This window comes from Bradyrhizobium stylosanthis (assembly GCF_001641335.1).
Lineage (GTDB): Bacteria > Pseudomonadota > Alphaproteobacteria > Rhizobiales > Xanthobacteraceae > Bradyrhizobium > Bradyrhizobium stylosanthis.
The window spans coordinates 438444-462397 of the sequence record NZ_LVEM01000006.1 but is presented as its reverse complement, the minus strand read 5'-3'; the positions used below and the strand labels follow the sequence as shown (position 1 = coordinate 462397).

The 23954-nt window shown below is 64.7% G+C and carries 26 protein-coding genes; 14 read left to right on the top strand and 12 right to left on the bottom strand.

From position 1 onward, the window contains the following. Positions 1 to 8: 8 nt before the first annotated feature. The 9 genes from A7X65_RS36675 to A7X65_RS36640 form a co-directional block, all read right to left on the bottom strand. Positions 9 to 986: a type II secretion system F family protein gene (locus tag A7X65_RS36675; RefSeq protein WP_063694254.1), complete on the bottom strand. Its 978-nt coding sequence runs from the start codon at positions 984 to 986 to the stop codon at positions 9 to 11. 16 nt (positions 987 to 1002) lie between these two features. Further along, the gene (locus tag A7X65_RS36670) at positions 1003 to 2475 is read right to left on the bottom strand and encodes a TadA family conjugal transfer-associated ATPase (protein ID WP_063694253.1); all 1473 of its coding nucleotides are present in this window, start codon (positions 2473 to 2475) and stop codon (positions 1003 to 1005) included. Positions 2476 to 2496: 21 nt separating this feature from the next. After that, positions 2497 to 3765, bottom strand: coding sequence for a CpaE/TadZ family protein (locus A7X65_RS36665; protein WP_063694252.1), 1269 nt, complete (start codon positions 3763 to 3765; stop codon positions 2497 to 2499). After that, positions 3762 to 4496: a CpaD family pilus assembly protein gene (locus tag A7X65_RS36660; protein ID WP_063694251.1), complete on the bottom strand. Its 735-nt coding sequence runs from the start codon at positions 4494 to 4496 to the stop codon at positions 3762 to 3764. The genes A7X65_RS36665 and A7X65_RS36660 overlap by 4 nt, the downstream gene beginning before the upstream one ends. Positions 4497 to 4516: 20 nt before the next feature. Then, positions 4517 to 6010 carry a type II and III secretion system protein family protein gene (locus A7X65_RS36655; protein ID WP_063694250.1) on the bottom strand — a complete coding sequence of 498 codons (1494 nt, stop codon included), beginning with the start codon at positions 6008 to 6010 and terminating at the stop codon, positions 4517 to 4519. An 11-nt stretch (positions 6011 to 6021) separates the two neighbouring features. Further along, positions 6022 to 6822: a Flp pilus assembly protein CpaB gene (gene cpaB, locus A7X65_RS36650; protein ID WP_063694249.1), complete on the bottom strand. Its 801-nt coding sequence runs from the start codon at positions 6820 to 6822 to the stop codon at positions 6022 to 6024. A 129-nt stretch (positions 6823 to 6951) separates the two neighbouring features. Continuing rightward, positions 6952 to 7476 carry an A24 family peptidase gene (locus A7X65_RS36645; protein ID WP_063694248.1) on the bottom strand — a complete coding sequence of 175 codons (525 nt, stop codon included), beginning with the start codon at positions 7474 to 7476 and terminating at the stop codon, positions 6952 to 6954. Between the two features lie 121 nt (positions 7477 to 7597). After that, positions 7598 to 7738, bottom strand: coding sequence for a hypothetical protein (locus tag A7X65_RS42950; protein WP_167358328.1), 141 nt, complete (start codon positions 7736 to 7738; stop codon positions 7598 to 7600). 76 nt (positions 7739 to 7814) lie between these two features. Beyond that, the gene (locus A7X65_RS36640) at positions 7815 to 7979 is read right to left on the bottom strand and encodes a Flp family type IVb pilin (protein ID WP_018646598.1); all 165 of its coding nucleotides are present in this window, start codon (positions 7977 to 7979) and stop codon (positions 7815 to 7817) included. A 268-nt stretch (positions 7980 to 8247) separates the two neighbouring features. Here A7X65_RS36640 and A7X65_RS36635 point away from each other — a divergent pair, with 268 nt between their 5' ends. The 4 genes from A7X65_RS36635 (at position 8248) to A7X65_RS36620 (ending at position 11142) form a co-directional block, all read left to right on the top strand. Continuing rightward, complete coding sequence (locus tag A7X65_RS36635) at positions 8248 to 9075, top strand: sterol desaturase family protein (protein ID WP_063694247.1); 828 nt, start codon at positions 8248 to 8250, stop codon at positions 9073 to 9075. Positions 9076 to 9229: 154 nt separating this feature from the next. Further along, positions 9230 to 9727 carry a pilus assembly protein N-terminal domain-containing protein gene (locus A7X65_RS36630; RefSeq protein WP_063694246.1) on the top strand — a complete coding sequence of 166 codons (498 nt, stop codon included), beginning with the start codon at positions 9230 to 9232 and terminating at the stop codon, positions 9725 to 9727. 243 nt (positions 9728 to 9970) lie between these two features. Next, complete coding sequence (locus A7X65_RS36625) at positions 9971 to 10549, top strand: TadE/TadG family type IV pilus assembly protein (protein WP_063694245.1); 579 nt, start codon at positions 9971 to 9973, stop codon at positions 10547 to 10549. A gap of 14 nt (positions 10550 to 10563) precedes the next feature. Further along, positions 10564 to 11142, top strand: coding sequence for a TadE/TadG family type IV pilus assembly protein (locus A7X65_RS36620; protein ID WP_063694244.1), 579 nt, complete (start codon positions 10564 to 10566; stop codon positions 11140 to 11142). Between the two features lie 80 nt (positions 11143 to 11222). On the opposite strand, the gene A7X65_RS36615 is transcribed toward A7X65_RS36620, so the two are convergent. From A7X65_RS36615 to A7X65_RS36605, 3 genes are all read right to left on the bottom strand, one after another. Further along, positions 11223 to 11435 (bottom strand): cold-shock protein, encoded by a 213-nt coding sequence (locus A7X65_RS36615; RefSeq protein ID WP_007599788.1) that lies wholly within the window; start codon positions 11433 to 11435, stop codon positions 11223 to 11225. A gap of 267 nt (positions 11436 to 11702) precedes the next feature. Further along, complete coding sequence (gene infA, locus A7X65_RS36610) at positions 11703 to 11990, bottom strand: translation initiation factor IF-1 (RefSeq protein WP_008131890.1); 288 nt, start codon at positions 11988 to 11990, stop codon at positions 11703 to 11705. Between the two features lie 24 nt (positions 11991 to 12014). Beyond that, a complete protein-coding gene (locus A7X65_RS36605) occupies positions 12015 to 13589 on the bottom strand; it encodes a DEAD/DEAH box helicase (RefSeq protein WP_063694243.1) in 1575 nt (524 codons plus the stop codon). A gap of 507 nt (positions 13590 to 14096) precedes the next feature. Between A7X65_RS36605 and urtA the strand changes: the two genes are divergently transcribed. From urtA to ureC, 10 genes are all read left to right on the top strand, one after another. Then, a complete protein-coding gene (gene urtA, locus A7X65_RS36600; protein WP_063694242.1) occupies positions 14097 to 15419 on the top strand; it encodes an urea ABC transporter substrate-binding protein in 1323 nt (440 codons plus the stop codon). Between the two features lie 81 nt (positions 15420 to 15500). Continuing rightward, the gene (gene urtB / locus A7X65_RS36595; RefSeq protein WP_063694241.1) at positions 15501 to 17108 is read left to right on the top strand and encodes an urea ABC transporter permease subunit UrtB; all 1608 of its coding nucleotides are present in this window, start codon (positions 15501 to 15503) and stop codon (positions 17106 to 17108) included. Then, a complete protein-coding gene (gene urtC / locus A7X65_RS36590; protein WP_063694240.1) occupies positions 17105 to 18271 on the top strand; it encodes an urea ABC transporter permease subunit UrtC in 1167 nt (388 codons plus the stop codon). The genes urtB and urtC overlap by 4 nt, the downstream gene beginning before the upstream one ends. Positions 18272 to 18277: 6 nt before the next feature. After that, positions 18278 to 19039: an urea ABC transporter ATP-binding protein UrtD gene (urtD, locus tag A7X65_RS36585; protein ID WP_018646608.1), complete on the top strand. Its 762-nt coding sequence runs from the start codon at positions 18278 to 18280 to the stop codon at positions 19037 to 19039. 3 nt (positions 19040 to 19042) lie between these two features. Further along, positions 19043 to 19738 carry an urea ABC transporter ATP-binding subunit UrtE gene (gene urtE, locus A7X65_RS36580; protein WP_063694239.1) on the top strand — a complete coding sequence of 232 codons (696 nt, stop codon included), beginning with the start codon at positions 19043 to 19045 and terminating at the stop codon, positions 19736 to 19738. Positions 19739 to 19771: 33 nt separating this feature from the next. Next, on the top strand, positions 19772 to 20602 hold the full coding sequence (locus tag A7X65_RS36575; RefSeq protein WP_063694238.1) for an urease accessory protein UreD: 831 nt from the start codon (positions 19772 to 19774) through the stop codon (positions 20600 to 20602). Between the two features lie 37 nt (positions 20603 to 20639). Continuing rightward, positions 20640 to 20942, top strand: coding sequence for an urease subunit gamma (locus tag A7X65_RS36570; RefSeq protein WP_007605424.1), 303 nt, complete (start codon positions 20640 to 20642; stop codon positions 20940 to 20942). Positions 20943 to 21073: 131 nt separating this feature from the next. Then, a complete protein-coding gene (locus tag A7X65_RS36565) occupies positions 21074 to 21379 on the top strand; it encodes an urease subunit beta (RefSeq protein WP_025576653.1) in 306 nt (101 codons plus the stop codon). A 169-nt stretch (positions 21380 to 21548) separates the two neighbouring features. Beyond that, on the top strand, positions 21549 to 22088 hold the full coding sequence (locus A7X65_RS36560) for an HD domain-containing protein (protein ID WP_063694237.1): 540 nt from the start codon (positions 21549 to 21551) through the stop codon (positions 22086 to 22088). 37 nt (positions 22089 to 22125) lie between these two features. Then, a complete protein-coding gene (gene ureC / locus A7X65_RS36555) occupies positions 22126 to 23841 on the top strand; it encodes an urease subunit alpha (RefSeq protein WP_063694236.1) in 1716 nt (571 codons plus the stop codon). Positions 23842 to 23954 lie beyond the last annotated feature (113 nt).

Genomic DNA, 23954 nt, shown 5'->3' with positions numbered 1-23954 from the left:
CGCCACCGTCAGAAATCGAAGTTGATCATCTTCTTCATCACCATGATGCCAACCGACATCCAGATGACGCAACCGACCAGCATGAGCTGACCGGTCGGATGGGTCCATAGCAGAGAGATGTAGTGCGGCGTCGTGAGATAGACGAGGAACATCACGATCGGCGGCAGCGACCCGATGATGCCGGCCGAAGCCTTGGCTTCCATCGACATCGCCTGGATCTTTTCCTTCATCTTCTTGCGGTCGCGCAGCACCTTGGAGAGGTTGCCGAGCGCTTCGGAGAGGTTGCCGCCCGACTTCTGCTGGATCGAGATGACGATGCCGAAGAAGTTGGCTTCCGGCAGCGGCATGCGATCGTAGAGGCGCGAGCAGGCTTCGCCGAGCGGCATGCCGATCGCCTGGGTCTCGATGATGGCCAGGAACTCGCTGCGCAGCGGCTCGGGCGCGTCGGCGGCCACGACCTTGATCGATTCGAACAGCGGCAGGCCCGCCTTGATGCCGCGGACGATGACGTCCACGGCGTCGGGCAGTGCCGCCAGGAACTTGGTTTCGCGGCGTTTCTTCAGGAAGCCGAGGGCCCAGCGCGGCAAGCCGAAGCCGCCGGCAAAGGCAAGACCGGCGGCGCCGAGCACACCGCCGCCGACAAACATGGCGGCCGCGAACAGCGCGCCCCCGACGATGGCGGAGACGATCCAGAATTTCTGCGGTGTCCAGTTCAGCCCGGCCTGCGAGATGCGGACGCTGAGCGGGACGCTCTTCTCCTGCTGGCGCCGGGCCTCGAGATCCTTCAGCGAGGTCTCGACCTGCTCGCGGCGCGAGCGCTGGCTCTTTTCGGACTGCTTGGCCGCCGGCGCGTCGGCGCGGGCAATCGAGGCGCGTCGGCTTTCGGCCTTCCGCTCTCCGGACAGCATCGGATAGAGGAAGACCCAGGCGATGCCGCCGACAGCGGCGGTGGCGAGGAAGGCAAGGGCAAGGATCTGAATGTTCATGGTGTCGCTGCCCCGCTCACGTCTTCGGCGCCACTTCCGCGGCGTCGAGCGCGGCGGCAAGGCGCTTCTCGTCGCCGTAATAGCGCGCACGCTCCCAGAACTTCGGACGGCCGATGCCGGTCGAGCGGTGCTGGCCGATGATCTTGCCGTTGGCGTCCTCGCCGACCAGGTCGTAGAGGAAGATGTCCTGGGTGATGATGGTGTCGCCTTCCATGCCCATCACCTCGGTGATGTGGGTGATGCGGCGCGAACCGTCGCGCAGGCGCGCAGCCTGGACGATGACGTCGATCGAGGCGCAGATCATCTCGCGGATAGTGCGCGAGGGAAGCGAGAAGCCGCCCATCGTGATCATGGATTCGCAGCGCGACAGCGCCTCGCGCGGATTGTTGGCGTGCAGCGTACCCATCGAGCCGTCATGGCCGGTGTTCATGGCCTGCAGCAGGTCGAACGCCTCGGGTCCGCGGACTTCGCCGACGATGATGCGTTCGGGGCGCATACGCAGGCAGTTGCGCACCAGTTCGCGCATGGTGACCTGGCCCTCGCCCTCGATGTTGGGCGGGCGGGTTTCCAGCCGCACCACATGGGGCTGCTGGAGCTGGAGCTCGGCGGCGTCCTCGCAGGTGATGACGCGCTCGTCGTGCTCGATGTAGTTGGTCAGGCAGTTGAGCAGCGTGGTCTTGCCCGAACCGGTACCGCCGGAGATCAGCACGTTGCAGCGGACGCGGCCGATGATCTGGAGGATCTCGGCGCCCTCCGGCGAGATCGCGCCGAACTTGACGAGCTGATCCAGCGTCAGCTTGTCCTTCTTGAATTTGCGGATGGTGAGCGCGGGGCCGTCGATCGACAGCGGCGGCACGATGGCGTTGACGCGCGAGCCGTCGGCGAGACGCGCGTCGCAGATCGGCGAGGATTCGTCGACGCGCCGGCCGACCTGGCTGACGATGCGCTGGCAGATGTTGAGGAGCTGCTGGTTGTCGCGGAAGCGGATACCGGTCTTCTGGATCTTGCCGTTGACTTCGATGAAGACCGTGTTGGCGCCGTTGACCATGATGTCGGCGATGTCGTCGCGCGACAGCAGCGGCTCCAGCGGACCGTAACCGAGCACGTCGTTGCAGATGTCGTCGAGCAGTTCCTCCTGCTCGGCGATCGACATCACGATGTTCTTGATCGCGATGATCTCGTTGACGATGTCGCGGATTTCCTCGCGCGCGGACTCGGAATCGAGCTTGGCGAGCTGGGCGAGGTCGATGGCCTCGATCAGCGCGCCGAAGATGGTCGCCTTGACCTCGTAGTAATTGTCCGAGCGGCGGCTCTCCATGGGGGGAGGCGGCGGCGGGGCCTTGATCGGGGCGAGCGGCGGCGAGGCGACGGCCGGCGGAGGCGGCGCGCGCGACACCGTCGGCGCCGGAGCCGGGGTCGGCTCTGGCGACACGGCACCGGGCTTGGGGGCCCGAAGATCGGTGTCTGTTCCGCTACGCTTACCGAACACTTAACGACTCCATGCGGCGGCTTATTTTCCCCGCAACTTCTCAATCAGGGGTGAAAGCAAGGACGACTTTTGTTTCTTCGTTTCGCTGCGGCCGGTCAGGCGCTGGGCGATCTGGAGGAACATCTCGATCGACTTGTGGTTGGCCGAGATCTCCGCGATCATCTGGCCGTTGTTGGCGGCCGAGCCGAAGATCTGCGGCTCGAACGGGATCGAGACGACCGGCTGGCTCTCGATCGCCTTGGCGAACTCGGCGGCGGCGATTTCGGGCCGTTTCGGCACGCCCACTTGGTTCAGGCAGTACAGCGGCGGCCGGTCGTTCGGGCGCGAGGCCTTGAGCAGGTCGAACAGGTTCTTGGTGTTGCGCAGATTGGCAAGGTCGGGCGCCGCCACGATCAGGATGTCGTCGGCGCCGATCAGCGCGCGCTTGGTCCAGCCCGACCATTGATGCGGGATGTCGAGCACGATGCAAGGCATGGTGGCGCGGAGCGTGTCGAACACGGAATCGAACGCGTCGGTGCCGAAATCATAGACCCGGTCGAGCGTGGCGGGGGCCGCCAGCAGGCTCAGATGGTCGGTGCATTTCGACAGCAGGCGGTCGATGAAGGCGGTATCGACGCGATCGGGCGAGAACACGGCGTCGGCGATGCCCTGCGGCGGGTCCTGGTTGTAGTCGAGCCCGGCGGTGCCGAAGGCGAGGTCGAGGTCGGCGACCACTGCGTCCATCGCGAGGTCGCGCGCGATCGCCCAGGCGACGTTGTGGGAGATGGTGGACGCGCCGACGCCGCCCTTGGCGCCGACCACGGCGATGATGCGGCCGACCGCCTTGGCTTCCGGCGCGGAGAACAGGTTGCAGATCGAGCGCACGACGTCGATCGGGCCGACCGGCGCGAGCACGTAGTCGCTGACGCCGCGGCGCACCAGCTCGCGATAGAGCGTGACGTCGTTGATGCGGCCGATCACCACCACGCGGGTGCCGGCGTCGCAGACGGTGGCGAGGTGGTCGAGCCCGCCGAGGAGGTCGTTGCGGCCGTCGCTCTCGAGCACGATCACGTTCGGCGTCGGCGCCGAGCGGTAGGCTTCGATCGCGGCCGCCATGCCGCCCATCTGGATCTTCAGGTGAGCCTTGCCGAGCCGGCGATCCTCGCCGGCCGACTGCACCGCGGCGGCGGTCTCCACGGTCTCGCAGAAAGCCTGGACCGACACGCGCGGCGCGGGAGCAATATGCTCCTCGACCGGCGGAGGCGCTGCTTCCGGCTGCTCTTCTTGGGACTGGCGAGCGTAGTTGATCATTTGCCGGTGTCGCTGAGTTTGGCCTTTTCGGCTTCAGGATAGGGGACCGCCGTCGGCAATCCCTTGCGATACTTCTCGAAGAAGGCGGTGCGCCGTGTCGTGTAGGACGGCGTCTCGGACCGCGGCTGCTCGAGGTCCGACGGGTTGTCGACCATGGCCGCGAGGTTGCGCTGATAGGCGCAGCCGTAATTGTAATAGTCCTTGTTCTCGAACCAGCTCTTGTTCTTCATCGAGGGTCCGATGTCCTCCGGCCACAGGCCGCAGGGGCCGGCGACCGCGGCGATCTTGGAATAGGTCAGCCGGATCGGCGGCAGGAAGCGCTTGTCTTCCGGCTGGTAGGGGCGGGTGATGATGCCGCGCGGCGGAACGCCCGCGGCGCTCAGCATCGCCTGGATCTCACGCATCGATTCCGCCGCCGGGCGCGCATTCGGCGTGCCGGCCGGTACGTCGATATGGATGGCGCCGGTGCCTTCGCGCAGCCAGGTCGACGCCACGCCCATCACGTCGGCGCGCTGGGCGGCGGTCAAGCCGCCGCGGGCGTGGCCGACGAAGACGACGATCGAGCGGTTCTGCTCCTCGATCGCGATCGGATGGCGCTGCTTGTAGTCGTCGGGAATGGAGGCGGTCGCAATCTCGTCGTGCTGGCAGCCGCCGAGCGCAAGCGCGATACCGACGAGCGCGCCACCGAAGCCGGTGGCGCGTTTGCGAAGCTGGGGTGGTCTTGTGATCATCGTGAAGTCCCCGTTCCGCCTCAGTCGGTGATGAAGCCGTAGGTGCCGCGGTAATTCCGGCCCGGTTCGGTCCGGCCAGGCACGCCGTAGATGCGGTTGATGTTGCCGATCAGTTCGGCCTGCGGGTCCGCAGGCGCGGAGAAGCCGTCATCCGGCCGCGACAGGTCCTTGGGCGTCGTTGCGCGAACCACATAGGGCGTCACGATCACGACGAGCTCGGTCGCATTGTTGACGAAGTCGCGGCTGCGGAACAGCGTGCCGAGGATCGGGAGCTGCATCAGTCCCGGCAACCCGCTCACGGCCTGCTTGGTCTGCTGCTGGATCAGGCCGGCCATCGCCATCGCGCCGCCGGAGGGAATTTCCAGCGAGGTCTCGGCGCGGCGGGTCCGGATCGAGGGCACCGTCAGCGAGTTCACCGAGGTCGAGGTCACGGCCTGTGACAGCGTGATCGCATTTTCGTTCGAGAGCTCCGAGACCTCGGTCATCACCCGCAGGCTGATCTTGCCCTCGGTCAGAACGATCGGGGTGAAGTTGAGCGAGATACCGAACTTCTTGAAGCTGATCTGGGTGGTACAGACATGCGTCGTGGGATCGCACGAATAGCCCGCGGGCACCGGGAATTCGCCGCCGGCGATGAAGGTCGCCGATTCCCCGGAGATCGCGGTCAGGTTCGGCTCGGCCAGCGTGCGGATCACGCCCGCGGTTTCCATCGCGCGCAGTGTGGCCTGCACCGAGGGCGTGGCGCCGAACTTGGTGGTCAGGTTGTTGCCGTCCACGAGGTTGCGGCCGAGCGCCGTGAACGGGTTCGAGTTGGTGAAGCTCACCACCGAGGTGCCGTAGTTCAGGTTGGCGGAGAGGTCGATGCCGAGCTGCTTGACGATGGTGCGCTGGACCTCGGCCACCGTCACCTTGAGCATGACCTGGTCGCGGCCGCGGACCACGATCGAGTTCACCACCTTGTCGGCGCCGCCGGCGAGGCGCGCGGCGAGCTCGTTGGCCTGCTGCGCCTCCATCGGGTTCGCCGCCGTGCCGGACAGCACGATGCTCTCGCCGAGCCCGTCGATCTGGATGTCCGAGCCGGGCAGGATCTGCTTCAGCGCGGCGCGCACGCCGTTGAGGTCGCGCTTGACCGCGATGTCATAGGCCGCGATCTGCTGACCGGCGGAATCGAAGAACACGATGTTGGTCTGCCCGACCGTGGCGCCGATGATGTAGGCGCGCTGCGCCGAGCGCACCACCGCGTTGGCGATCTTGGGGTCGGCGACCAGCACATCCTTGATGTCGCGCGGCAGGTCGATCACGATGGACTTGCCGACGCCGAGCGAGAGGAAGCGCGCGTTCATCTGGCCGTCGGCTGCAACCGGCACCGGCGCCGGCGCTCCCGCCACCGGACGGTAGTCGGCGGCGAGCACGGGGGTCAGCGCCGGGTTGAGCACCAGCGCGACGGCGGCCGAGAACGACAGGGCGCGGACCAAGGAGGTTCGCATCGTCGTCAAATCTGCCCTGCATTTCATATCGACTGCCCTCATCGTGCCTTTGCCGTCGAGCTTGGAATTCCGTAGCGGATGATCGAGACGCCATCGCGCTTCTGTGCGGAGTCATCGAGCGTGATCTCGCTCATCTTGACGTCGACGATGCTGCGCAGCGCGAGCGACAGCGTGCCGCTCTGGCGCGCCGCGGACAGCGTCGCGGTCTGCGCGGGATTGAGCTCGAGGGTGACGGTCTTGCCGACCACCGCGTTCTGGCCGTCCTTCTCCTTCGGCGCCTGGTCGATGGCGAGGACGCGGATGTTGGCCAGGATGATCTCGGAGGTGACGATATCGGGAGCGCCGCTGCTCTGGTCCGGATTCTTGAGGCGGCGGGTCAGTAGGACGTCGACGCGATCGTTGGGCAGGATGAAGCCGCCTGCGCCGGTCTCCGGCGAGATCTCGGTCGAGATCGCGCGCATGCCGGTGGGCAGGATCGCCGCCATGAAGCCCGAGCCCTCGGGCTTGACCAGCTTCTGGTCGCGGATCGGTTCACCCTGGATGAAGGGAGCGCGCGCGATCGAGCCCGTCACCTGGGTCGCGCCCTCGGGACGTTCGTTGCGGCGGATGAAGGTGGCGCTGGCGGTCGCAGCCGGCCAGGTCTGCCACTGCACGTCTTCCGGCTTGACGGTCTGGCCGAGGCCGATGTCGTTCTTGGCCACCAGCACGTCGACGGTGGGAAGCTGCGCGACCGGAGCCGCTGGGGGCGGCGCAGAATTGTCCGAGCCGCTCGCCAGGTACGCGGCGACGCCGCCGGCGCAGATGGCGACCGTCAGGACGACAATGCGTGCCCTATTCATACGCTTCACTTTCCAACAAAACGCCGCGACGCTGCCGCCGCCGTAATCGGCAGTTGACCAGCTATTCGTCAAAGCATGGTTAATGAGGCGTATCTAAATCGCCTTAACGCCGGGTTTACCCGTGGGCGTTCAGCGCAGTGCGAGGTGAGCGAGGTCGATCGCCTTCACCCAATCGGTCTCCGGATAGACCATCAGCGCGCCAAGCGTGAGCGCGATGCCGTAGGGAATGCCGCTCTCCTTGTCGTGCAGCCGCGCGAGCCAAGCCTGGCCCGCAAGGCCGTAGGGCAGCGGCCATTGCCGGAACTGCAGCAGGAGCAGCGTCAGCGCTCCGCCGAACAGCGAGGCGTAGAGCAGGAAGTTCATCAGATGAGCGAAGCCGAACCACAGCGCGACGGAGGCTGCGACCTTGGCGTCACCGCCGCCCATCCAGCCCATCGCAAAGCAGGTGAACGCCACGGCCAGGAGAAGCGCGCCGGCGCCGACATGGGTCAGCATCTCGTAAGGTGCCATGCCACCGGCGAAGGCAAGCACGAAGAAGCCGGCGACCAGCGCCAGCGACACACGGTTCGAGATGGTCATCGTGAACAGATCGCTCGCGGCGGCGAATGCCATCAGGGCCGGGAAGAGCATAAGGCGCGCAAGGTCGAGGATCATGGGCTGCGTCTTGAGGCCTGGGTTGTCGCGGGATCTGGCGTCGCCCCGAGGCTAGCCGGCAGTGCTAAATAAACCGACAACAGGGCAGGGGCCTTAACAGGCGCTGCCTGGAGCGGCAGGCTCACCACAGGCTGGCGATACGCGCGGCGAGCGCGACCGTCGCCAGCAGCAGCGCAAGGCATACCCAGTAGGCCGGCGAGCCGGCTTGCGCCGTCTCCGCCTCGCTCGCCGCAACCGCGGCATCGGTTCTGTACTTTCGCAACGCCACTGGAACTCGCCGTGCTCAGAAAAACAAAGGCCCCGGCGGACCGGGGCTTTTGCCGTCGTTTGTCGGTCGCTTACTTCAGCGACGAGCTGATCGAGCCGAACTTGGTGTTCAGCGTGCTGCCGAGGTTGTTGACGACGGTGATGATGGCCAGCGCGATGCCGGCGGCGATCAGGCCGTATTCGATGGCGGTAGCGCCGGATTCATCCTTGGCGAAACGTGCAATCAAGTTCTTCATGAACAAACTCCATCTGGGGTTGGATCGCCTCGTTCGGCGCTGTCTTTGACGCGCCGAAGATGAGAGCCGAGCTCTTTCGGTAGAGTTAATTCGATCGCGCAAAGGCGCCTTCCGCGCGATGCTTTTGCCCAGAGTGAATTTCACCTTAAGGCGCCTATCGAATTTCGCCCCGGTTCCGGACGTGCCGCAAGTGCACGCCTTGACTTCACCCTCCCTTAAATTTCGCGGAGTAGGCGTAAGGGGACCCGCAATCCGAAAAGAGGCGACGATGTCGAGCCTGCCCATGCAAGTCGCTCTGATGCTCGGCGAGACCATCGCGAAGGTGGTCCCGGTCACCTTCGTGCTCGCGATGGTGTTCACGGTGCTCGAACATTTCTGGGCCTGCAATCCCGGCGCGCCGTGGTGGCGCAAGCGGGAGATCGTCACCGACATCTGCTACTGGTTCTTCGTTCCCGTATTCGCCCGGACCATGCGGATCGGGCTCCTGATCGTCGGGGCGAGTGCCTTCTTCAACATCCATGATGCCGACGGTCTCATCGCCTTCTACGACAACGGCCATGGTCCGCTGGCGCAATTGCCGCTCTGGATGCAGGCCGCGCTGTTCCTGGTGCTGTCCGATTTCATGCTGTACTGGCTGCACCGGCTGTTCCACGGCGGCGAGTTCTGGAAGTACCACGCGATCCATCACTCCTCCGAAGAGATCAGCTGGATTTCGGCGGCCCGCTTCCATCCGGTCAATCTCGTGCTCGGCACGATCGGGGTCGACGTCGTGCTGCTGATGGCCGGCATCTCCCCGAACGTCATGATCTGGCTGTCCCCGTTCACGACCTTCCATTCGGCCTTCGTGCACGCCAATTTGAACTGGACCTTCGGGCCGTTCAAATACGTGCTGGCGACGCCGGTCTTCCATCGCTGGCACCACACCCCGCTCGAAGAGGGCGGCGACACCAATTTCGCCGGGACGTTCCCGGTCTGGGACGTGCTGTTCGGCACCTTCCGCATGCCGGAGGGGAAGCTTCCGCAGGATTACGGCAAGGACGAAGCGACCATGCCGAAGGAGATCGGAGGGCAGCTTGCCTATCCGTTCCGCCGCTAAGGCCCTCCAGAGCGGCAAATCGGCGGTCCGTTCAAACAATAGAAGGCGAATTTGCGGAACGTTCACGAATTGAAGGCAGGTTAGCGGGGTCGGGCACCGGCTCCGCTGTTATCTGATCGCTTCTGCCGGTTTGTGACGTCCCGGGGGTAAGAGTATGCGTAAACAATTGCTGCGCCGCCATGCGCGCGTCTGTCTTCTGGTTGCGGCTGCGGTGCTGTCGTCGCCGGCTGCCGGCCTCGCCGAATCCACCGCCGAAATGATCGCGGTCAATGTCGACCAGGCCAAGCTGGTCCGGCTGCCCGGCAAGGTGGCGACCATCGTGGTCGGCAATCCCTTGATCGCCGACGTCACGCTGCAGCCCGGCGGCATGATCGTCGTGACCGGTAAGGGCTACGGCGCTACCAATTTCATCGCACTCGACCGCGCCGGCGAGATCCTGGTCGATCGCCAGATCCAGGTCGAGGGTCCGAGCGACCGCCTCGTCACCGTCTATCGCGGGGTCGAGCGCGAGTCCTACAGCTGCGTGCCGATTTGCCAGCGCCGCGTGACGCTGGGCGACAGCGACGCCTACTTCAACACCACGATGAGCCAGGCCGGTTCGCTGAGCAGCAATGCAAGCGGCAACGCCGGCGCGGGCGCCAAAACCAACTAGCAAGACCAGCTGGCAAGACCTGCTGGCAAGTCAGATCGACGAGGTGCCCGGGCGGATCGTGTGATCCGGTCCGGGCATTTGCGCTGGCGTCTTGCTGCGCCCTTCTCCTGCACGTCCGATCGTCCCCGGTTAACGAACCGTTAGCGGCGCGCTTCGCCGGCTGCGGCCGGTCCGCAACACTTAAACAATCAGTTTTAGCTAGTTTTGAGCGAATGAATTGCCGTTGCTGGGGAATTTGACGCGATGCCATCGCCTGCACCTGTAAGGTTCACGCTGCGAACCGCGCTGCGCCGGTTTCGCGGCAACCGCCGCGGCTCTGCGGCCGTCGAGTTCGCGCTGGTCGCTCCGATCTTCTTCGCACTGCTGTTCGCCATCATCGAGACGGCGCTGATGTTCTTTGCGAGCCAGGTGCTCGAGACCATCACGCAGAACTCGGCCCGCGTGGTGCTGACCGGGCAGGCGCAGTCGGGTTCGGTGACCGCCTGCGCGGTGTCCGGTGTCAGCACGCCCTGTACGCAAACCACCTTCAAGACCTACGTCTGCAGCCAGATCCCGGCCCTGTTCGATTGCAGCAAGCTCTATGTCGACGTCACGAGCTACTCGACCTTCTCCGCGGTGACGCTGTCGAGCCACATCGACGGCTCCGGAAATTTCGACACGACCGTGAGCTACAGCCCGGGCAGCGCCGGCGACATCGTGGTGGTGCGGCTGTTCTATCAGTGGCCGCTGTTCGTGACCGGGCTCGGCTACAACATCGCCAATCTCACCGGCAGCAAGCGGCTCCTGGTGGCCACGGCCGCATTCAAGAACGAGCCCTATTAGAGATCGGTGGAACGATGCAGGCGATTGCGAAGATCCGGCGGGCGATGCGTCTGTCCGCGTATGAATTCCTTGCCGACGGCCGCGGCCTGGCGGCGACCGAATTTGCGGTCGTCGTGCCGCTGATGCTGGTGATGTTCTTCGGGACGGTGGAGTTCTCGTCGGCGGTGGCGATCGATCGCAAGGTGACGCTGATGGCGCGGACGCTGTCGGATCTCACCTCGCAGTCGACGTCGGTCAGCGATACCGACATGACGAACTTCTTCGCCGCCTCGACCGGCATCATGACGCCCTATGCCACCTCGCCGGTCTCGGCGACGATCACCGAGCTCTATGTCGATCCCTCGACCTTGCAGGCGCATGTGCAGTGGAGCAAGGGATCGGTGCCGCGCACGCAGAAGTCGGCGGTCACCATTCCCACGACGCTGGCGGTCGGCGGCACCTATCTGATCTTCAGCGAGGTCAGCTACACCTACACGCCGTCGGTGGGCTACGCGCTCAAGAGCGCGATCACGCTGAGCGACGTGGCCTATACGAGGCCGCGGCAGTCGACCTGCGTCTATTACAGCCCGGATACCTCCTGCACGACCTACTGAGCGCGCAGCATCGTTCGAGCATGAAAAAAGGCCGTGCATTGCGCACGGCCTTTTCCGTTGTCATTTCGACGTCCGCTGGCTCAGCCGGCGGAACGAAGGTTGTCGGCGGCCGACTTGCCGGAACGACGGTCAGCGACGATCTCGTAGGAGATCTTCTGGCCTTCGCGCAGCGTGCCGAGACCGGCGCGCTCGACGGCGCTGATGTGCACGAAGACGTCCTGGCCGCCATCGTCGGGCTGAATGAAGCCGAAGCCCTTGGTCGCGTTAAACCACTTCACGGTTCCCATGCTCACGGGGGTAGTTCCTTCTCAGATATGCAGTATCGAAGCCCACTTTCGCAGGCAGGTTAGATCGAGTTTCTGGAAGGGTCGTCAGCGTGTCTGAACCGGCTGTACCGGTGGATGCCAATGTCGTCCGGCCGAAAATCGATTAGTTCATTTTATTGGAAATGGGGTCTCAAAACAATCGGGACGTGCACGATTTTTTGATCCGCCATGGCGTCCATGGCGGATCAGCATACAGGTCGGAATTTTACCTCTGCACTTGCGTGCGCGAAGTGATCAGCGGCGACGGAACTGGCCGCCGCGCTGTCCGGGACGCGGCGGTCCGCCAACGCCGCTCGGACGTTCGTCCTTGTGGCGGAAAATCAGCCGGCCCTTCTCGAGATCGTAAGGCGACATCTCCACCGTCACGCGGTCGCCCGCGAGCGTCTTGATGCGGTTCTTCTTCATCTTGCCGGCGGTGTAGGCGACGATCTCGTGTCCGGCGTCGAGCTGCACGCGGTAGCGGGCGTCGGGGAGGATTTCGGTGACCAGTCCTTCGAACTGGATCAGCTCTTCCTTAGCCATGTGGTTGTCTCCAGTCGTGGACGGCTAGTGCGAATGAGGATTGCGGTTCGGTCGGCCGTTGGGGCGACTCTCGCGACGCAAAAAGGCAACGCCTTGTATTCCATCAGGCTTGCCGGCGCTATGCGCGGGACGCTGTTCCGACCGATCGGCTGGTGAGGAATTCATCTTACCACCGGAACCGCGGCGGCGGCGAGACCCCTTGGAGGCCTTGTGGGCTTCACCGGGCCTGCCATCAACAGGTCTGCCATCGGCATGACGTCCTTCATGGCGGCCCTCGCCGGGCCGTCCGTCGCCGTTCCTGCCGGCGCTGTGGTGGCGTCCGTCGGCATGCCTGTCGTCGCCACGCCGTCCGTCACCATGCCGTGCGCCCTGCGGACGCTGGCCCGGGCGGCCGCCCGGCCGGCCCTGCCGCTGCTGCTGCGGCGGAGGACCCGCATCGCGGCGGCCGGCGTCGGTGCGGTGGTCCTCACGCGGCAGCGCCACGCGGATCAGCCGCTCGATGTCGCGGAGATAGGCGAGTTCCTCGCCACCGGCGACCAGCGAGATCGCGGTGCCGTCGGCACCGGCACGCGCGGTGCGGCCGATGCGGTGGACGTAGGTCTCGGGGACGTTGGGCAGGTCGAAATTGATGACATGGGTGATGCCGTCGACGTCGATGCCGCGGGCGGCGATGTCGGTGGCGACCAGGGTGCGGATCTCACCCGAGCGGAACTGGGCCAGTGTGCGCTCGCGATGGTTCTGCGACTTGTTGCCGTGGATGGCGCTGGCGGGGATGCCCGCCTTTTCGAGCGTCTTCACGACCTTGTCGGCACCGTGCTTGGTGCGGGTGAACACCAGTGCGCGGTTGATCGGTTCGTCCTTCAGGAGCTTGGTCAGGAAGCCGGGCTTGGCCGTGAAATCGACCTGGATGATGCGCTGGTTGATCCGCTCGGCGGTCGAGGAGACCGGGGTCACCGCGACGCGGGCGGGGTCGCGCAGCATGGAATCGGCGAGCTCGGCGATGTCCTTCGGCATGGTGGCCGAGAAGAACAGCGTCTGCCGCTTGATCGGGAGTTTCGCGACGATTTTGCGGATGTCGTTGATGAAGCCCATGTCGAGCATGCGGTCGGCCTCGTCGAGCACGAGGAACTCGACGCTCGAGAGCTTCAGACCGTTGCTCTGCACGAGGTCGAGCAGGCGGCCGGGGGTGGCGACGAGCACGTCCACGCCCTGCATCAGGGCGCGAACCTGGCGGCCCATCGGCACGCCGCCGATGGCCAGCGTCGAGGACAGGCGGATGTGGCGGCCATAGGCATTGAAGCTGTCGAGGATCTGCCCGGACAGCTCGCGGGTCGGCGACAGCACCAGCACGCGGGCGGTCTTGGGCTGCGGCTTGATGCGGTTCTCGAGCAGGCGGTGCAGGATCGGCAGCGCGAAGGATGCGGTCTTGCCGGTGCCGGTCTGGGCGATGCCGACGACGTCGCGGCCGGTCAGCGCCGTGGGGATGGTCTGGGCCTGGATCGGGGTGGGGGTGACGTAATTCTCTTCGGCGAGAGCACGTGCGATCGGTTCGGCGAGGCCGAAGTCCTGAAACGAAGTCAAAAGATGGGTTCTTTCCATGTCAAAAGCGCAACGCCCGGCGCATTCAGCGCGGCGTACGCAAAAGGGTGTCGAGAAGACACCTGCGTGTTTGGGGTGTCGGATGGCTTGGGAGCTGATGGGGCAAGCCAGAGGCCCGAGAGGGCTTAAGAACACGCGGCTCGCTACGACCCCTTGATTCGCAAGAGGTCTCGACCGTTCATATGGAACATTGAGCGGGCGCTTTCAAGGCAACTTGGTCCGAAACCGCGGTTGCGGTGCAGAAATAGTTATGCCGGAATTTTAGACAGAAGCACCATTTTGCTCAAAAAATGGACTGGCTGCCGCATTGGCATACATTTTATTCGCCCAAGATTTGAGCAGTCTAACTGCGGCGAAACTTGGATTGCGACAAAATTGTCTAGTCTGACCAATGAGTTGGCAAGTGCCCAAGGCATGGCACGGTTCTTGCGATTCCGTTAATCGCAGGCGGCCGTGGGGCCGTTTCGCAGCGTCTTTTCACGTCTGCGTCAGGGAGATGATACATCCATGCCTACCAAATCCATTCACGATATAGCGGCGTCATTTAGCCGCCGCGGCGTTCTCGCCGCGACCGCCGGCCTGATGCTCGGTCTGGCTTCCATTTCCGGTGCCAAGGCCGCTGACGACACCATCAAGGTCGGCGTGCTCCACTCCCTCTCCGGCACCATGGCCATCAGCGAAACCACGCTGAAGGACACCATCCTCTTCCTGATCGACGAGCAGAACAAGAAGGGCGGCGTGAACGGCAAGAAGCTCGAGGCCGTCGTCGTCGACCCCGCCTCGAACTGGCCGCTGTTCGCCGAAAAGGCGCGCGAGCTGATCACCAAGGACAAGGTCTCGGTCGTGTTCGGCTGCTGGACCTCGGTGTCGCGCAAGTCGGTGCTGCCGGTGTTCAAGGAGCTGAACAGCATCCTGTTCTACCCCGTGCAGTACGAGGGTGAGGAATCCGAGCGTAACGTGTTCTACACGGGTGCGGCCCCGAACCAGCAGGCGATCCCCGCCGTCGACTACCTGATGAAGGAAGAGAAGGTGAAGCGCTGGGTGCTCGCGGGCACCGACTACGTCTATCCCCGCACCACCAACAAGATCCTGGAAGCCTATCTGAAGTCGAAGGGTGTCGCCCAGGAAGACATCATGATCAACTACACGCCGTTCGGTCACTCCGACTGGCAGACGATCGTGGCCGACATCAAGAAGTTCGGCTCGGCCGGCAAGAAGACCGCGGTGGTCTCGACCATCAACGGCGACGCCAACGTTCCCTTCTACAAGGAGCTCGGCAACCAGGGCATCAAGGCCAAGGACATTCCGGTCGTCGCGTTCTCGGTGGGTGAGGAAGAGCTCGCCGGCATCGACACCAAGCCGCTGGTCGGCCATCTCGCCGCCTGGAACTACTTCGAGTCGATCAAGAACCCGGCGAACGAGAAGTTCATCAAGGACTGGCAGACCTACACCAAGAACCCGAAGCGCGTGACCAACGACCCGATGGAAGCGCACGTGATCGGCTTCAACATGTGGGTGAAGGCCGTCGAGAAGGTGAAGTCGACCGATCCGGACAAGGTGATCGACGCGCTTCCCGGCATCGAGGCGCCGAACCTGACCGGTGGCACCTCGAAGATGCTGCCGAACCACCACATCACCAAGCCGGTGTTCATCGGCGAGATCAAGGGCAACGGCCAGTTCGACGTGGTCTGGAAGACCCCGAGCCTCGTCGCGGGCGATGCCTGGTCGAAGGAGCTCGACGGCTCCAAGGACCTGATCGGCGACTGGGTCGGCAAGAAGTGCGGCAACTTCAACACCAAGACCAACAAGTGCCTCGGCTCCGGCTCCTGATCCGGATCTGAAATTGATCGCACGATGGGAGAAGACGGCTATTCCGCCGCCTTCTCCCCACTTCTGCCGGGGTGATCCACAGTGCCAACCAATCTTTCCGCTCGTCTCTGCACGTTCGTTCTCTCGCTATTCCTGATCGCGTTTGCACTGCCGGCCTTCGCCGGCCCGTTCGAGGATGCGGTCGCTAAATTCGCCAACGATGATTTTTCCGACACGGAAGAGGCGATCGCCGCGGTCGCCAGCAGCGGCAACAAGCTGGCCTTCCCGATCATCAGCGCGCTCCAGGACGGCCGCCTCATGGCCGATTCCGACAGCAAGAAGGTTTACGTCACCGGCGCCGACGGCAAGTCGATCGATGCCGCGACCGGCGAGGCCGTCGCCAGCGTTCCCGACAGTGCGAGCGCGGTCCGCCTCAACAACCGTCTGCGCCGCAGCGTCGATGCCGCGCTCGGCAGCCTGACGCTGCAGTCGCCGGACGTCGGAACGCGCCTGCAGGCCGCGCAATCCGTGTTCAAGTCGCACGAGGAGACCGCGCTCGAGCCGGTCGACGCCGCGCTCGCCAAGGAAACCAACAAGTCGGTCAAGACGGCGCTCGGCGAGGCCCGCGCCGCGATCCTGCTGTTCAAGTCCGATGCCACGGAGGTCGAGAAGCTCGAGGCCGTCGCCACCCTCAGGGCGCGCGGTGACCAGGAAGCGATGGCGCTGCTTACCGGCATGGGTGACCAGCCGGCCTCGGTGACCAAGGCTGCAGCCAGTGCAATCAGCTCGATCCAGTCTTCGCTCGCGGTCTGGTCCACGGTGCAGAACGCCTGGTACGGTCTCTCGCTCGGCTCGGTGCTGCTGCTCGCCGCGATCGGGCTCGCCATCACCTTCGGCGTGATGGGCGTCATCAACATGGCCCATGGCGAGATGGTGATGATCGGTGCTTACACCACGTTCGTGGTGCAGGAGGTGATCCGCACCCGCTATCCCGGCCTGTTCGACTATTCCCTGCTGATCGCCGTGCCGCTCGCCTTCCTCGTTGCCGGCGCGATCGGCGTGCTGATCGAGCGCAGTATCATCCGCTTCCTCTACGGCCGCCCGCTGGAGACGCTGCTGGCGACCTGGGGCCTGTCGCTGGTGCTGCAGCAGGCGGTGCGCACCATGTTCGGTCCGACCAACCGCGAGGTCGGCAACCCCTCCTGGATGAGCGGTGCGTTCGAGCTCGGTCAGATCACCATCACCTACAACCGGCTCTGGATCCTCGTCTTCACCCTCGCGGTGTTCGCGATCCTGCTCGCGATGCTGCGCTACACCGCGCTCGGTCTCGAGATGCGCGCGGTGACGCAGAACCGCCGCATGGCGGCCTCGATGGGCATCGCCACCTCGCGCGTCGACGCGCTGACCTTCGGCCTCGGCTCGGGCATTGCCGGCATCGCCGGCGTGGCGCTGTCGCAGATCGACAATGTCAGCCCCAATCTCGGCCAGAGCTACATCATCGACAGCTTCATGGTTGTGGTGTTTGGCGGGGTCGGCAATCTCTGGGGCACGCTGGTCGGCGCCTTCACGCTCGGCATTGCGAACAAGTTCCTGGAGCCGGTCGCCGGCGCCGTGCTCGGCAAAATCGCAATCCTCGTCCTCATCATCCTGTTCATTCAAAAGCGGCCGCGCGGCCTGTTCGCGCTCAAGGGCCGTGCGGTGGAAGCATGACCCCTCACATGCTGACGCGATCGCTGGACCGCGGCGCGACGATCTTCCTGCTGGTCGTCGCCGCGATCGGCGTGCTGATCCCGCTGTCCAACCTGCTGCTGCCCGCGGGCTCGGTCCTGCAGGTGCCGACCTATCTGGTCGCGCTCTGGGGCAAGTATGTGTGCTACGCCATCCTGGCGCTCGCGATCGACCTGATCTGGGGCTATTGCGGCATCCTCTCGCTCGGCCACGGCGCGTTCTTCGCGCTCGGCGGCTACGCGATGGGGATGTACCTGATGCGGCAGATCGGCACGCGCGGTGTCTACGGCAACCCGATCCTGCCCGACTTCATGGTGTTCCTGAACTATTCGAAGCTGCCCTGGTACTGGTACGGTTTCGACATGTTCTGGTTCGCGGCGCTGATGGTGCTGGTCGTGCCCGGCCTGCTCGCCTTCTGCTTCGGCTGGCTCGCCTTCCGCTCCCGCGTCACCGGCGTGTACCTGTCGATCATCACGCAGGCGATGACCTATGCGCTGCTGCTTGCCTTCTTCCGCAACGACTTCGGCTTTGGCGGCAACAACGGCTTGACCGACTTCAAGGATATCCTCGGCCTCAACGTGCAGGCGGAGGGGACGCGTGCCGCGCTGTTCGCGCTGAGCTGCCTGGCGCTGATTGTCGGCTTCCTGATCTGCCGTGCCATCGTCTCCTCCAAGCTCGGCAAGGTGCTGATCGCCGTGCGTGACGCGGAATCGCGCACGCGTTTCCTCGGCTACCGCGTCGAATCCTACAAGCTGTTCGTGTTCACGGTGTCGGCCTGCATGGCCGGCGTCGCCGGCGCGCTCTACGTGCCGCAGGTCGGCATCATCAATCCCAGTGAGTTCGCGCCCGGCAATTCGATCGAGGCGGTGATCTGGGTCGCGGTCGGCGGCCGCGGCACGCTGGTTGGTGCTGCGCTCGGCGCCGTCGTCGTCAACTATGCCAAGACTTTCTTCACCTCGGGCATGCTGGCGCCGTACTGGCTGTTCATGCTGGGTGCGCTGTTCATCCTGGTGACGCTGCTGCTGCCGAAGGGCATCGTCGGCACCTTCAATGCCTGGTGGGATCAGTCGAAGGAAAAGCGCGCCGCCGCCTCGACGAGCGCTGCGGCCGAAGACGGCGTCACCCAACCGAAGATGGCGGAGTAAGCGGTCATGAACGTCATGGATACCCGCGCGACCTCCGCGATGCTCTACCTGGACGGCGTGCACGTCTCGTTCGACGGCTTCCACGCCATCAACAATCTGTCGCTGACGCTCGAGCCCGGCGAGATGCGCGCCATCATCGGCCCGAACGGCGCCGGCAAGACCACGATGATGGACATCATCACCGGCAAGACCAAGCCCGACGAGGGCACGGTGCTGTTCGACGGCGTCACCGACCTGACGCGGCTCGACGAGACCCGCATCGCCGAGCTCGGCATTGGCCGCAAATTCCAGAAGCCGACGGTGTTCGAGAGCCAGACGGTGCAGGACAATCTGCTGCTGGCGCTCAACGTCGACCATTCGGTTCGCGGCACGCTGTTCTGGCGCGGCAGCAAGGCCGAGTCCGAGCGCATCGACAAGGTGCTGGAGACGATCCGCCTCACCGAGGCGCGCAATCGCCTCGCCGGCAGCCTCAGCCATGGCCAGAAGCAATGGCTCGAGATCGGCATGCTGCTGGCCCAGGACCCGAAGCTGCTCCTCGTCGACGAGCCGGTCGCGGGGATGACCGACGTCGAGACGCATCTCACCGCCGAGCTGCTGAAAGAGATCAACAAGACCCACACCGTGATGGTCGTCGAGCACGACATGACGTTTGTGCGCGAGCTCGGCGTCAAGGTCACCTGCCTGCACGAAGGCACGGTGCTGGCGGAAGGAACCATCGACCAGGTCTCGTCCAACGAGCGGGTCATCGAAGTTTATCTGGGACGCTGAGCGATGCTTGAGGTCAAGGACATCAACCTGTTCTACGGCGCGGCGCAGGCGCTGCGCGGCGTCTCGATCGCGGCCGAGCCCGGCAAGGTGACCTGCGTGCTCGGTCGCAACGGCGTCGGCAAGACCTCGCTGCTGCGCGCCATGGTCGGGCAGTACCCGATCTCCTCGGGCGCGATCGTGCTCGACGGCAGCGACATAACGGGCCTCAAGCCCTATGAGCGCGCCCGCAAGGGCATCGGCTTCGTGCCGCAGGGCCGCGAGATCTTTCCGCTGCTGACGGTCGAGGAGAACCTCAAGACCGGTTTCGGTCCACTCAAGCGCGAGGACAGGCACATTCCGGACGACGTGTTCTCGCTGTTTCCGGTACTGCAATCCATGCTCGGCCGGCGCGGCGGCGACCTCTCCGGCGGCCAGCAGCAGCAGCTCGCGATCGGCCGCGCGCTGGTGATGCGGCCAAAGCTGCTCCTGCTCGACGAGCCGACCGAGGGCATCCAGCCCTCGATCATCAAGGACATCGGCCGCGCCATCTCTTACCTGCGCAACCTCGGCAACATCGCCATCGTGCTGGTCGAACAATATCTCGACTTTGCCTGCGAACTCGGCGACAGTTTCGCGGTGATGGATCGCGGCGCGGTGAAGTTCACCTGCGACCGCTCCAATCTCGATCCCGGCGAGATCAGCCGCCAGATGGCGCTGTAAGCCTCATTTTGCCGCAACCGGCTGGGGAGGCGGATGCGCAGCGAGCTATCAGCCACGTCAACTCTGTTCGAGGCGAACCGTGCCCGCGGTGCGGTGCGCTTCGACGTGCATGCGCGCGATGGGGTGACGCGGCGCGGGACCTTGCATGAATCCGGCTCGCTGCGTGTCCGCTTTCCCTCGCCGGAAGATCAGGGCCTGTCCGGCGTGTTCGTGAACACGGCCGGCGGTGTCGCCGGTGGCGATCGCTTCGATATCGAGATATCGGCGGCGGACAGCGCGCGACTGACGCTGACCACGGCGGCCGCCGAAAAGGTCTATCGCGCGCCGGGGCCGGCGGCGCAGCTCAATATCGCCCTGACGGCCGGTCCGGGCGCGCATCTGTCCTGGCTGCCCCAAGAGACCATCCTGTTCGATCGCGCCCGGGTCCATCGCCGCTTCGACATCGACCTCGACGAGGCCGCCTCGCTCCTGCTTTGCGAAATTGTCGTATTCGGCCGCACCGCCATGGGCGAGCGGATGGAGCAGGGCGAGTTCGTGGACCGTTGGCGGCTGCGCCGCGGCGGCAAGCTGGTGTTCGCGGAAACCGTCCGGCTCGATGGCAGCATCGGCGCCAAGCTCGCGCGATCGGCCGTCACGAAGGGCGGCGCGGCGATCGGCACGGCTCTGATTGTGCCCGGCGACGAAGCTCTGGTGGAGCGCATTCGCGAGGCATCGGAGTCTTTCTCCGGCGAGGTCGGAATCTCCGCATGGAATGGCTTTGCAATGGCGCGGTTCTGTGCCCAAGATGCGGCGCGTTTGCGCGCCGACATGATGGCCGTGCTGGCGCGGACCGGCGCGGCGCTGCCGCGGCTTTGGCTGAACTGACTGGCTGAATTGACGTGATGAACGGAAGAGATTCTTCATGAACCTGTCTCCCCGCGAAAAGGACAAGCTTCTGATCTCGATGGCGGCGATCGTGGCGCGGCGGCGGCTGGACCGCGGCGTCAAGCTCAACCATCCCGAAGCGATCGCGATCATCTCCGATTTCATCCTCGAAGGCGCGCGCGACGGCCGCACCGTCGCCGAGCTGATGCAATCCGGCGCGCAGGTCCTCACCCGCGATCAAGTGATGCCGGGAATCCCCGAGATGATCCACGACATCCAGGTCGAGGCGACCTTCCCGGATGGCACCAAGCTCGTCACCGTGCACGAGCCGATCAGGTGAAGCGCGAAACTGCATCAACATCGTCATGCCCGGGCTTGTCCCGGGCACCCACGACCTTCGGACCAAGTGGCATCACGTGGATGGCCGGGACAGGCCCGGCCATGACGCAGCGGAGCAAGGCGAGGTAGCACATGATCCCCGGCGAACTCTTCATTCAGGACGGCGAGATCGAGCTCAATGCCGGCCGCAAGACCGTGACGCTGACGGTCGCCAATACCGGCGACCGTCCGATCCAGGTCGGCTCGCACTACCATTTCTTCGAGACCAACCCGGCGCTGAAGTTCGACCGCAAGAAAGCCCGCGGCATGCGCCTCGACATCGCCGCCGGCACCGCCGTCCGCTTCGAGCCCGGCCAGACCCGCGACGTCCAGCTCGTCGCGCTCGCCGGCAAGAAGACGATCTACGGCTTCCGCGGCGACGTGATGGGGAAGCTTTGACGTAAGCCGAGGCGAGTGCCGTGATCCACAATGAGGTGAGCACTCCGGTCGGGCTCCCTCCCCTCTTGCGGGGGAGGGTTGGGGAGAGGGGTATGCCCCGGGCGCTGACCGATGTGGTGTCGCGGCGCCATAACAACTCCACGTGTCATCACGAGGGAGCACGGTGACCATGCTCTCCGCTGTCAACCTCATATCCGAAGCTGCCGAGCTGGCTGCGCGCCGACACAATGGCATGGCGCGGAAGGGGCGGGGGAACGAGCCTTACATCAACCATCTCGCCGAGGTCGCGAACCTGCTCGCGACTGCGACCGATGGTGCCGATGCCGAGCTGGTCGCAGCCGGGTGGCTGCACGATACAATCGAAGACACCGACACCACGCGCGAGGAGCTCGCGCAGATATTCTCGGAGCGTGTCGCGTCCCTCGTCGTCGAATGTACCGACGATATGAGCCTGCCGAAGGCAGAGCGGCGGCAGAAGCAGGTCGAGGACGCTCCACACAAATCGCCGGGCGCCAAGCTGATCAAGATCGCCGACAAGATCAGCAATATCGGCGCGCGCGTTCATGCCGACCCGACCACTGCGGAGCGCGACGATCTCGTCGACTACACCGGCTGGGCCGAGCAGGTTGTCGCCGGCTGCCGCGGCGGCAATCCGTGGCTCGATACGAAATTCGACGATGCCGTGAGAGCAGCGAGGGCTTCGCTGTGAGTACCATCAAGACATTCAAACGCAAACGGGGCTTGTGATGTCCGTCAAAATAAAGCGTTCCGTCTATGCCGACATGTTCGGCCCGACCACCGGCGACAAGGTGCGGCTCGCCGACACCGACCTCATCATCGAGGTCGAGAAGGATTTCACCGTCTACGGCGAGGAGGTGAAGTTCGGCGGCGGCAAAGTGATCCGCGATGGCATGGGGCAGTCGCAGGTCACCAACAAGCAGGGTGCGGCCGACACCGTCATCACCAATGCGCTGATCGTCGATCACTGGGGCATTGTGAAAGCCGACGTCGCGATCAAGGATGGCATGATTTCCGCGATCGGCAAGGCCGGCAATCCCGATATCCAGCCGGGCGTGACCATCGTCATCGGTCCTGGCACGGATGTGATCGCGGGTGAGGGCAAGATCCTCACCGCGGGCGGCTTCGACAGCCACATCCATTTCATCTGCCCGCAGCAGATCGAGCACGCGTTGATGAGTGGTGTCACCTCGATGCTGGGGGGCGGCACAGGTCCGTCGCACGGCACCTTCGCCACGACGTGTACACCGGGACCGTGGCACATGGGGCGGATGATCCAGTCGTTCGATGCTTTCCCGGTCAATCTCGGCATTTCCGGCAAGGGCAACGCTTCGCGGCCCGCTGCCCTGGTCGAGATGATCAAGGGCGGCGCTTGCGCGCTCAAGCTGCACGAGGACTGGGGCACGACGCCGGCTGCGATCGACAACTGCCTGTCGGTGGCCGACGATCACGACATCCAGGTCATGCTGCATTCCGACACGCTGAACGAGTCCGGTTTCGTCGAGGACACGATCAAGGCGTTCAAGGGCCGCACCATCCACGCCTTCCACACCGAAGGCGCCGGCGGCGGCCATGCCCCCGATATCATCAAGGTCGCGGGCCTGAAGAACGTGCTGCCGTCCTCGACCAACCCGACGCGCCCCTTCACGCGCAACACCATCGACGAGCATCTCGACATGCTGATGGTGTGCCACCATCTCGATCCCTCGATCGCCGAAGACCTGGCTTTCGCGGAAAGCCGCATCCGCAAGGAAACCATCGCCGCCGAGGATATCCTGCACGATCTCGGCGCGCTCTCGATGATGTCCTCGGATTCGCAGGCCATGGGCCGTCTCGGCGAGGTCATCATCCGGACCTGGCAGACCGCCGACAAGATGAAGAAGCAGCGCGGGTCGCTGCCGCAGGACAAGGGCAAGGATAACGACAATTTCCGCGTCAAGCGCTACATCGCCAAGTACACCATCAATCCAGCGATCGCGCATGGCGTGTCGAAGCTGATCGGCTCGGTCGAGAAGGGCAAGATGGCCGACCTCGTGCTGTGGTCGCCCGCATTCTTCGGCGTCAAGCCGGATTGCATCGTCAAGGGCGGCACGATCGTCGCGGCGCCCATGGGCGATCCCAACGCCTCGATCCCGACGCCGCAGCCGGTGCACTACCAGCCGATGTTCGGCGCTTTCGGCAGGGCGCGCACCGCGTCCTCGGTGGTGTTCACTTCGAAGGCGGCCGTTGCGGGAGGTCTCGCGCGAAAACTCGGCATCGAGAAGAAGCTCTATGCGGTCCAGAACACCCGCGGCAAGATCTCCAAGAAGAGCATGGTCCACAACGACGCCACGCCGAACATCGAGGTCGATCCGGAGACCTACGAGGTCCGCGCCGACGGCGAGCTTCTGACCTGCGCGCCCGCCGAGGTGCTGCCGATGGCGCAGCGATATTTCATGTACTGAAATAGCGCCTCGATGCATGCCCCCGGCGCAGGTCCGGGGGCGGCTTTTCCGGTTTTGCGTTCGGTCCCGCCTGGTCTAATGTCCGGCCCGGTACCTAACCCAGAGAAGAAAAG

Excerpts from the sequence above, each read along its gene's own strand:
- A7X65_RS36675 (WP_063694254.1), bottom strand. The coding sequence starts at position 986 with ATGAACATTCAGATCCTTGCCCTTGCCTTCCTCGCCACCGCCGCTGTC.
- A7X65_RS36665 (WP_063694252.1), bottom strand. The coding sequence starts at position 3,765 with ATGATCAACTACGCTCGCCAGTCCCAAGAAGAGCAGCCGGAAGCAGCG.
- A7X65_RS36660 (WP_063694251.1), bottom strand. The coding sequence starts at position 4,496 with ATGATCACAAGACCACCCCAGCTTCGCAAACGCGCCACCGGCTTCGGT.
- A7X65_RS36655 (WP_063694250.1), bottom strand. The coding sequence starts at position 6,010 with ATGAAATGCAGGGCAGATTTGACGACGATGCGAACCTCCTTGGTCCGC.
- cpaB (WP_063694249.1), bottom strand. The coding sequence starts at position 6,822 with ATGAATAGGGCACGCATTGTCGTCCTGACGGTCGCCATCTGCGCCGGC.
- A7X65_RS36645 (WP_063694248.1), bottom strand. The coding sequence starts at position 7,476 with ATGATCCTCGACCTTGCGCGCCTTATGCTCTTCCCGGCCCTGATGGCA.
- A7X65_RS36640 (WP_018646598.1), bottom strand. The coding sequence starts at position 7,979 with ATGAAGAACTTGATTGCACGTTTCGCCAAGGATGAATCCGGCGCTACC.
- A7X65_RS36635 (WP_063694247.1), top strand. The coding sequence starts at position 8,248 with ATGTCGAGCCTGCCCATGCAAGTCGCTCTGATGCTCGGCGAGACCATC.
- A7X65_RS36630 (WP_063694246.1), top strand. The coding sequence starts at position 9,230 with ATGCGTAAACAATTGCTGCGCCGCCATGCGCGCGTCTGTCTTCTGGTT.
- A7X65_RS36625 (WP_063694245.1), top strand. The coding sequence starts at position 9,971 with ATGCCATCGCCTGCACCTGTAAGGTTCACGCTGCGAACCGCGCTGCGC.
- A7X65_RS36620 (WP_063694244.1), top strand. The coding sequence starts at position 10,564 with ATGCAGGCGATTGCGAAGATCCGGCGGGCGATGCGTCTGTCCGCGTAT.
- infA (WP_008131890.1), bottom strand. The coding sequence starts at position 11,990 with ATGGCTAAGGAAGAGCTGATCCAGTTCGAAGGACTGGTCACCGAAATC.
- A7X65_RS36605 (WP_063694243.1), bottom strand. The coding sequence starts at position 13,589 with ATGGAAAGAACCCATCTTTTGACTTCGTTTCAGGACTTCGGCCTCGCC.
- urtA (WP_063694242.1), top strand. The coding sequence starts at position 14,097 with ATGCCTACCAAATCCATTCACGATATAGCGGCGTCATTTAGCCGCCGC.
- urtC (WP_063694240.1), top strand. The coding sequence starts at position 17,105 with ATGACCCCTCACATGCTGACGCGATCGCTGGACCGCGGCGCGACGATC.
- urtD (WP_018646608.1), top strand. The coding sequence starts at position 18,278 with ATGAACGTCATGGATACCCGCGCGACCTCCGCGATGCTCTACCTGGAC.
- urtE (WP_063694239.1), top strand. The coding sequence starts at position 19,043 with ATGCTTGAGGTCAAGGACATCAACCTGTTCTACGGCGCGGCGCAGGCG.
- A7X65_RS36575 (WP_063694238.1), top strand. The coding sequence starts at position 19,772 with ATGCGCAGCGAGCTATCAGCCACGTCAACTCTGTTCGAGGCGAACCGT.
- A7X65_RS36570 (WP_007605424.1), top strand. The coding sequence starts at position 20,640 with ATGAACCTGTCTCCCCGCGAAAAGGACAAGCTTCTGATCTCGATGGCG.
- A7X65_RS36565 (WP_025576653.1), top strand. The coding sequence starts at position 21,074 with ATGATCCCCGGCGAACTCTTCATTCAGGACGGCGAGATCGAGCTCAAT.
- A7X65_RS36560 (WP_063694237.1), top strand. The coding sequence starts at position 21,549 with ATGCTCTCCGCTGTCAACCTCATATCCGAAGCTGCCGAGCTGGCTGCG.
- ureC (WP_063694236.1), top strand. The coding sequence starts at position 22,126 with ATGTCCGTCAAAATAAAGCGTTCCGTCTATGCCGACATGTTCGGCCCG.